The following is an 8,123-nucleotide window of genomic DNA, read 5'->3' as shown; positions in this document are numbered from 1 at the left end:
AAAGTGCCAGATCCCGGAGTGATCGGGTGGAAAATTCCGGGACTTTTTCCCTGAAAATTAGGTAATTGACCCCCTCAAAATCGCTAAAACCCTACACCCTACACCCTACACCCCACACCCTGCCCCCAGGAAAAACTTTTTGCCGCAAACCCTAAATATTTTTCAACATCAGCAAAGAGCGAGTTTGAAAGCCGAGATTTTGGTAGAGATTGAGAGCATTGTCGTTATTGATGAAGACTTGTAAACCGATGCGGGTTTGTCCGCGACTTTTTGCCCAATCCTTAGCTCGATCGATTAGTGCGCTGGCGATACCTTGGCGACGATGCTGGGGATCGACATAAATTAGAAAAATATGACCATAGCGATCGCCTGTCACCTGATCGACGGCGCTCCCCATCCAGAGACAAGCGATCGCCGTTTGTTGTCCTTCGACGATCCAGAGGGGAGTATCGAGGCAAAAAAACTGTCTGACTGTATCAGCTAGATGGGAGAGGTTTTTTTGTTCGGGAAAAAATTCTTGATAGCTGCGGGTGAGAAAATTAATTAGTAGATAGCGATCGCTCGGTTTTCCCAGTCGCAGCTGATAATCTTCGGGAAGGTTAGCCATGCCAAGGATAAGAGAAAATTATGCCCAGGGATGGCTCGATCGGAGCGGGTGCCGCTAAATCTGCCGGTAAAAAAATCCGGATGCCAGTGGCAACCAGAGCAACTAAAAACACGAAGATAGTCAGGAGCGGGGCGATATATTGCCGGAAAAAAGCCATAATTATTTGATCTCTAAACTGCTGTTCCTTCTATTTTAAGGATTGCCAGTGGAGATATCGGCAATTTTTTTAAAAAAATTCGCCCAAAAAAAAGTGATCGGCATACCGATCACTAGAAACCGACAACTAGACTATGGCTAAACACCGATTAAATCTAACGAAGGTGCAAATAGGCCGCCTCTGCTTCCAATTGACGCACTAGAGCCTCATTTCCCTGCGCTCTAGCTACTTCCAGTCGGTGTTGTAAATTTCTGCGGAGTGTTTCCCTATGGGCCACGGTGGCCTGTGTTAGGACTTGCTGACGATTTTTGTTCATGGTGGACAGACTTTTGAGCGACTTAACTTACCTTATATCTAAATCATAACATTCTCCTTAGGAAACTGTATCTTTAGCTACTGAATTTAGCGTTAAGATTTATTAAAGCTGTTGGCAACCTTAGTGACAAGTCAATGACGGAACAGGCACTGATAACCCTTACTAGCGATTTTGGACTACAGGACGGTTATGTGGGCATTATCAAGGGAGTAATCGCGGGAATTGCCCCCCATGCTCGCACGATCGATCTGAATCATCAAATTTCGCCCCAAGACCTTTACGCTGGTCGTTTTATCCTCCTGAATGCCTATCAATACTTTCCCCAAGGCACTATTCATCTGGCAGTTATAGATCCGGGGGTAGGAAGCAAAAGACGCGGGGTAGGGATTCGTTTTGCCGGTGGTTATTTAGTTGGTCCAGATAATGGTTTATTTAGTGGCATTTTAAGCCAATCTCCCGCTATATCTGCCGTTAATCTCGATAATTCTTCCTATTGGCGCACCCCTAACCCTAGCACTACTTTTCATGGTCGTGATATTTTTGCTCCTGTGGCCGCTTATTTGTCCCGGGGAGTACCCCTAGAAATGTTAGGTGAGATTATTGATCCCGATAGCTTGCAACAATTAGCGATCGCTGTTCCGCAAATCGAGGAAGATAAAATCAGGGGTCAAATTCAATATATTGACATTTTCGGCAATTTAATCAGCAATATTCCCGATTATCTCCTAGAGGGAAAAAATTGGTCGGTGCAGTTGGGGCCAAAAATTATCCCCGCAAAAAACACCTACAGTGATGTTCCTTCCGGAGAAATAGTCGCTTTTATCGGTAGTCACGGGGGGTTAGAAATTGCCGTCAATAGTGGTAGCGCCCAAAAGCAATTACACCTAAATATTGGCGATGCGATCGAGGTTACAATAGATAGGAGTTAGCAGTCAGTATTCTCCGAGTCAGGAGTCAGGAGTCAGGAGTCAGGAGTCAGGAGACTCCGAGATAGGAGTCAGGAGTCAGGAGTCAGGAGATAGGAGATTATTTCTATTTATTCTTCCCACACCCCACACCCTACACCCTACACCCTACACCCCACACCCCACACCCCACACCCCACACCCTACATCCCACACCCCACACCCCACACCCTACTGATAACTGATATAGCTTTTTAATCAATTCTCATACTAATATCTAACCAAGTAGAACGGGTAATCGGGGCGCTAGTGGAAATATAATCTACTCCTGTTTCGGCAACGTTGCGAATGCGATCGAGGGTAATATTTCCCGATGCTTCTATTTTGGTTTTACTATTAAAATTGCGGATCATCTCCACAGCAGTTTGCATCATCTCTAAATCCATATTATCTAACATAATGATCTCTACCTGCTGCTGCAGGGCCTGATTCACTTCTTCTAATTGGCTGGTTTCTACCTCAATTGTGAGAGGATAGGGCATATTTTGCCGTACACGACGCACTGCTTCCTCAATGCTGCCTGCTGCTTGAATATGATTATCTTTAATCATAATTGCATCATCTAACCCCAAACGATGGTTAATAGCGCCACCGATACCGGAGGCATATTTTTCTAAAATTCGCAATCCGGGGGTAGTTTTGCGAGTATCCACCAATCTTGTCGATAAATCGGCAATTTTCTCCACATACTGACGAGTGGCACTAGCAATCCCACTCAAGCGCATGGCAAGATTTAAAGCGACTCTTTCCCCGATTAACAGCGCATCGAGGGAACCTTCTATCTCAGCAATAACTTTAGACTTGGGGCAGAATTCCCCCTCGGCAACGGTGGGGGTAAAGTGAATAGTGGGGTTAAGCAGTTGAAAAACTCTTTCAGCTACGGGTAAACCGGCAATAACTCCCGCTTCTTTGGCAATCCAACTAGCTTGACCAATTTTAGCATGACCGAAGAAAATTGCTTGGGTGGTGCGATCGCCTCTACCGAGATCTTCTCGTAACCAGTTTTCTAACAAGGGATCAAGAACTAATAGGGGCGGTAACATAGAATTTATCGAAAAAATCGGGACGTATTTATTTTAAGTTTAGGAATGTTTGACCTGTTTGTAAACTTTCTTTAATTGAAACTTATCCCTTCATAGATTAACTCGATCGCACAGTGAAAATCGAGACTAGATAGAATAATTTCTTCCCCTTGACTATAAGCGCAGTAAAACCAAATTTTATCTTCACCGCGGCGATAAACCTCAACACTGATCGATTCGGCATCGACTAAAACGTATTCTTGTAAACTGGCAATCTGACGATAATATTGTAACTTTTTGGTGCGATCATAGTTTCCTGTGCTAGGGGAAAGCACTTCAATAATCACTTGTGGATGTTGAATAAAATTACGAGATTCTCTATCCCTAGAATCGCAACTAATCACCAAATCGGGATAAAAATAACGACTATTATTAGCTTGTACCTTGGCATCAGATACATTGACTCGACAGCCTCGCGGACGGAGATGAGAATATAAAGTTCTGTAAAAATTCAAGGTAATATCATTATGGGGCAGACTACCCCCAGTCATGGCGATAATTTCCCCATCAATGTATTCATGGCGACATTCCTGTGTAGCTTCCCATTCTAGATACTCTTCTGGGGTCATTCTTTCTGGGTATTGAGGTTGAGCGATCATTTTTCTTTTTCCTTGTCAACTAACTAAATTAATATCCCATTTCCTTTTTATGTTAGAACATTTTCTCGCCCGAAGATTTAAGAATAGTTATAATTAAGCGGTGACTGATTAGCCTAATGATAAGATGGAGACAGAAAGCATTATTATCGCAGGTCGCTAAGATGACGAAAACAGTTGCCGATATCATGACTCCCAATCCCATCACCGTCACCGCTAACACTTCTCTGTCTGAAGCAGTGAAGATTTTGGCCGAAAAGCGGTTTAGTGGTTTACCCGTGGTGGATGACAATATACGACTGATTGGGGTTATCTCCGAAACTGACCTTATGTGGCAGGAAACGGGAGTAGAAGCTCCTCCTTACATTATGCTCCTCGATAGTGTCATCTATCTACAAAATCCTAGCCGTCACGAGAAATTACTCCATAAAGCTCTCGGTCAAACCGTGGGGGAAGTAATGACCGATAAACCTATTAGTATCACAGCCGATCGCCCTTTGAAAGAAGCGGCCTCGTTAATGTATGATCGTCATGTGCGTCGTTTACCGGTGATTGAGGAAGAAACCCACAAAGTAATTGGTATTATCACTCGCGGTGATATCATTCGCGATATGGCAAAATCGGAAGCATAATGGCTTTTCTAGGGCAACAATTAACTAAAAGGTCTTGAACAAATGAATCAATCTCAGGAAACGGTTACTTATTCCCTAGAAACTATCTTGATGCGGATGGAGGGAAAAATCGATTCGTTACAAAAAGATGTGACGGATTTAAAGGTAGGACAAGCGGTGTTAACGGGAAAAGTTGAGGGAATAGAAAATCGACTAAACTCATGGGAGGAAAACCAGAAATATGTGAAAACTTTTTTTCTGAGCAGTAATCCCTAAATTCTTGTTTCCCTTGCAATTTTTCTAAAAACTATCAGGATGAAGCGCCGTCAATTTCTCACTAATTCCGCCCTAACTGCTGTTAGTTTTTCCCTAATTACCAGAAAAGTTATTAGCAATAATTTTCCTCTAATTAAACCGCCACATCTACAACCGGGGGACGGAGTGGGTATTATTAGTCCGGCGGGGGCAACTTTTAAAGAAGATGATTTGAATATAGTTATTGAAGCAGTTAAAGCTTTAAAATTAGTCCCAAAAGTTGGTCAACACGCTTTAGATCGTTATGGTTATCTAGCCGGTAAAGATAGCGAGCGAGCCGCGGATATAAATCAATTTTTTGCCGATGATAATATTGCCTTAATTTTACCAATTCGCGGCGGTTGGGGAAGCGCTCGTTTATTACCTTATCTCGACTACGATTTAATTGGCCGTCATCCGAAAATTATCTGTGGTTTTAGTGATATAACTTCTTTATTATTAGCTATTTATGCCAAAACTGGTTTAGTTACTTTCCATGCTCCCAATGGCTTTTCTAGTTGGCGCACCGCTCAAACTGAAAGCTTTCGACAGGTTTTATTTTCCGGGGAAAAGTTGACTTTTAGAAATATTCCCGATCCCGATGATGCCAATCGTTTAATGCGGGTAAAAAATCGGATTCAAACTATTACTAAAGGTCAAGCAAAAGGTAAATTAATCGGTGGTAATTTAACCACTTTAGCCTCGATCGCAGGTTCTCCCTATCTACCAGATTTTACCAGTGCTATCCTATTTTTAGAAGATATTGGTGAAGATATTTATGAAATAGATCGCCTGTTAAATCAATTAAAATTAGCAGGAATTCTCGATAATTTAGCTGGGTTTATCTTCGGTCAATGTAGCAATTGTAGCGCCGATAGTGACTATGGTTCCCTGACTTTAGAAGAAGTGATCCGAGAATATATCCAACCCTTAAAAATTCCCGCTTGTTTAGGTTTGATGATCGGACATTTGGAGATTATCGAGACTCTAGCTATTGGTATTGCAGTAGAATTTGATGCTAATCGGGGAACAATTACTATGTTAGAATCGGCGGTTAGTAAGTAGATGTTAAAGCATCAAAAACTGTTCCGGCGTTGCCACTCAAAGACTTTTTCAGCAGCTCCTATATTAATTTTTGGGGTACTGATAAGTAGTTGGACAAAAGTAAAGTTAACTGTGGGGTAAGGAGTCAGTCCCGATGAAAAAATTTTCACCCCCACAGATGAAAGAGGTTTCTTTCCCTACACCCCACACCCCACACCCTACACCCTCTTTCAAGTCAGAGGAATGTAGCGAAATATACGGAGCGCTCGAACCAATTTGTAATATATGTGGGCTATAAAATAGGATGATGCGAGCGTTGTCCATACTTGCATCGGGAGGGAACCGTGACGACTTTTCTGGCTTCGCTCAATTTACTGCCTTCTAGTTCTCCCGCTGCCAATTTTCGGACTGGAGAATGGACTTTTCCCGCACTCTACTCCACTCTTGCTCCTGCTGCCCTAGCAGATTTAGTTTTTTCTCGTTACGAGATTGATGTACCGAAAAATTGTCAATTTTGGCATCGGGGTTTAAGTGATGTGTATCTCCTCGAAACCCTGAAAACTCCCTACATTTTGCGCGTATCTCACTGCCATTGGCGCAGCAAAATGGAAATAGACTTCGAGTTAGAATTATTAGATTATCTCGATCGCTCTCAGGTTCCCGTCGCTGCGCCAATTCGCACCAAAAACGGTGATTTATCCGTAGAAATTAAGGCTCCGGAAGGGAAACGTTACGCCGTCCTTTTTCCCTATGCTCCTGGAGGAATTGCTATTGGGGACATAGATATAGAACAAGCCTATCATTTAGGGGCGATCGTGGCTAATTTACATCGGGTGACAGCAGATTTTCAACCCCTAGCCTATCGTCATCCCCTCAACCTCAAATATCTTCTCGACGATTCCCTGCAAATTATCGCACCTTTTCTGCACCAACGACCGAGCGACCTAGACTGTGTTTTAGAAACCATTGGGGAAATAGAGGAAGAAACCGCTAAATTACCGACAGAATCTCCCTATTGGAGCATTTGTTGGGGCGATCCTCATAGTGGTAATGTGCATATCACCCCTGATAATCAGATGACCCTATTTGATTTCGATCAGTGCGGTTATGGTTGGCGAGTTTTTGATATCGCTAAATTTCTGCAAGTTTCCCTACAATCCGGCTTAAATCGCCAGGTTCGCCATGGTTTCATCCAAGGCTACGATGAAACAGTGCCTTTAACCGATGGTGAATTATCTTGTCTTCAGTATCTCACCCAAGCGGCCTATATTTGGTCTTGGTCAATTAGCTTAAATAACCTGCGTTTAACCGATTATAGTCGTCTGTGCGCCAATTATTTTAGCAGCCGTTTGGCCATTCTCAAACGTTTAAGAACCCAAGAATGGGAATTATTCTAAGCAGCCTTGATCCTGCTGGTGAGCAAATTTCCTGGGGGTAGGTTGTGGGGTGTGGGGTTTTACCCATTTTCAGGGAAAAATTACCTGAATTTTCCCCCTGATCACTCCAATGACCGGCACTTTTTGATGGCCAAAAAGCCTAAAAGTCTTATCCAAAAAGCCGGCCCCAACTAACCAAGATCAACTTTCTTGCTGGTCAATGGCCAAACGAGGGATCGATCCCTGTATGCTGGTAAGTATAGATAATCACTAGGTAAAGACTTTCTTCTCCATCTGCCAAAAGTGAAGCAAGCTTTACCGCTTTTGAATACTCTCTCACAGCCTCACAGACAGATGGTATTATGTCCAGAAGAAAGAAGAAGTTTCCCTGTGGTCACAAGGGTTATGGCCAAGTCTGCCATCATTGCGCTCAACTAGATGCCGCGTGGGAAGAAAGAAAACGTCAAAAAAATGCTTGGGAAGCCACTTTTTCGCAAGATCCGATCGATCTGCGGGAATTACCGAAAAATGTGGTACTTAAAGCTAGGGAAATCCTGCAAGGATTGCAAAATCACCGCAATTATCGAGATTTCCACGGTAAACGATTGCGACACGATCGCTTTATTATCAGTATCCCCGTTACCCGCAATTATCGCCTCATCTGTCGCGACCACGGCAATCTCCTCGTCCCGGAAGCGGTCATCTCTCACGAAGATTATAACGTCTGTAAACCGGGTAGGTGAAGCTAATCTTTAGTTTGCTTGGGAAGATTTATCGCTGTTTATGTCTCCCGAAAATCCGGCAGCCAATTTTGATCGAGAATCTCCTCTAGACTAGCTAACAATTCCACAGGGAAAATACTGGCATCTAATTGGGTTTCGTCAATAAGCAGATGGCGAGCATCGAGATAACATTTCGCTAAAATTTCTCTTAAATAGGGTTTGCTGAATAAATCTAAAAACCTTGTTGGGTAAAACTTTTAGACCTTTTGGCCATCAAAAAGTAATGGATCTGGGAGTGATCGGGGGAAAAATCCCTGGACTTTTTCCCTGAAAATTAGGTAATTGACCCCCTC

11 protein-coding genes and 1 pseudogene are annotated in these 8,123 nt (G+C 43.1%); 6 read left to right on the top strand and 6 right to left on the bottom strand.

The features are described 5' to 3' along the window. Positions 1-151: 151 nt before the first annotated feature. The 3 genes from O9295_RS21230 to pirA all read right to left on the bottom strand — a co-directional run bounded on the left by O9295_RS21230 (position 152) and on the right by pirA (position 1,080). Positions 152-607, bottom strand: a complete 456-nt coding sequence (locus O9295_RS21230; protein ID WP_125732403.1) for a GNAT family N-acetyltransferase — start codon at positions 605-607, stop codon at positions 152-154. Continuing rightward, a complete protein-coding gene (locus tag O9295_RS21225) occupies positions 600-764 on the bottom strand; it encodes a DUF8624 family small hydrophobic protein (RefSeq protein ID WP_002760035.1) in 165 nt (54 codons plus the stop codon). Before O9295_RS21225 ends, O9295_RS21230 begins: the two co-directional genes overlap by 8 nt. Positions 765-918: 154 nt before the next feature. Beyond that, positions 919-1,080 (bottom strand): arginine synthesis PII-interacting regulator PirA, encoded by a 162-nt coding sequence (gene pirA / locus O9295_RS21220; RefSeq protein ID WP_002733724.1) that lies wholly within the window; start codon positions 1,078-1,080, stop codon positions 919-921. A gap of 134 nt (positions 1,081-1,214) precedes the next feature. On the opposite strand from pirA, the gene O9295_RS21215 reads away from it, so the two are divergent. Then, complete coding sequence (locus tag O9295_RS21215) at positions 1,215-2,009, top strand: SAM hydrolase/SAM-dependent halogenase family protein (RefSeq protein ID WP_288035138.1); 795 nt, start codon at positions 1,215-1,217, stop codon at positions 2,007-2,009. 230 nt (positions 2,010-2,239) lie between these two features. Here the strand turns inward: O9295_RS21215 and nadC are convergent, their stop codons facing one another. Further along, positions 2,240-3,088 (bottom strand): carboxylating nicotinate-nucleotide diphosphorylase, encoded by an 849-nt coding sequence (gene nadC / locus O9295_RS21210; RefSeq protein WP_002781548.1) that lies wholly within the window; start codon positions 3,086-3,088, stop codon positions 2,240-2,242. A gap of 71 nt (positions 3,089-3,159) precedes the next feature. Continuing rightward, positions 3,160-3,726: a Uma2 family endonuclease gene (locus O9295_RS21205; RefSeq protein WP_288035136.1), complete on the bottom strand. Its 567-nt coding sequence runs from the start codon at positions 3,724-3,726 to the stop codon at positions 3,160-3,162. Between the two features lie 161 nt (positions 3,727-3,887). Here O9295_RS21205 and O9295_RS21200 point away from each other — a divergent pair, with 161 nt between their 5' ends. From O9295_RS21200 to O9295_RS21180, 5 genes are all read left to right on the top strand, one after another. Further along, a complete protein-coding gene (locus O9295_RS21200; protein WP_002765452.1) occupies positions 3,888-4,355 on the top strand; it encodes a CBS domain-containing protein in 468 nt (155 codons plus the stop codon). A gap of 42 nt (positions 4,356-4,397) precedes the next feature. Beyond that, positions 4,398-4,610: a polyhydroxyalkanoate biosynthesis repressor PhaR gene (locus O9295_RS21195; protein WP_288035134.1), complete on the top strand. Its 213-nt coding sequence runs from the start codon at positions 4,398-4,400 to the stop codon at positions 4,608-4,610. 39 nt (positions 4,611-4,649) lie between these two features. Next, a complete protein-coding gene (locus O9295_RS21190) occupies positions 4,650-5,693 on the top strand; it encodes a S66 peptidase family protein (RefSeq protein ID WP_288035131.1) in 1,044 nt (347 codons plus the stop codon). A 323-nt stretch (positions 5,694-6,016) separates the two neighbouring features. After that, positions 6,017-7,069, top strand: a complete 1,053-nt coding sequence (locus O9295_RS21185; RefSeq protein ID WP_288035128.1) for a phosphotransferase enzyme family protein — start codon at positions 6,017-6,019, stop codon at positions 7,067-7,069. 341 nt (positions 7,070-7,410) lie between these two features. Further along, on the top strand, positions 7,411-7,791 hold the full coding sequence (locus tag O9295_RS21180; protein WP_002747647.1) for a DUF7682 family zinc-binding protein: 381 nt from the start codon (positions 7,411-7,413) through the stop codon (positions 7,789-7,791). A gap of 38 nt (positions 7,792-7,829) precedes the next feature. On the opposite strand, the pseudogene O9295_RS21175 reads toward O9295_RS21180, so the two are convergent. After that, positions 7,830-7,991, bottom strand: a pseudogene (locus O9295_RS21175) (DUF29 family protein); the annotation flags it as partial. Positions 7,992-8,123: the final 132 nt, after the last annotated feature.

The sequence above is a fragment of the Microcystis sp. LE18-22.4A genome, assembly GCF_027531105.1.
Taxonomy (GTDB): Bacteria; Cyanobacteriota; Cyanobacteriia; order Cyanobacteriales; family Microcystaceae; genus Microcystis; species Microcystis aeruginosa.
Note: the sequence above shows the minus strand (reverse complement) of the source record. Positions and strands in the feature narration are given on the sequence as shown.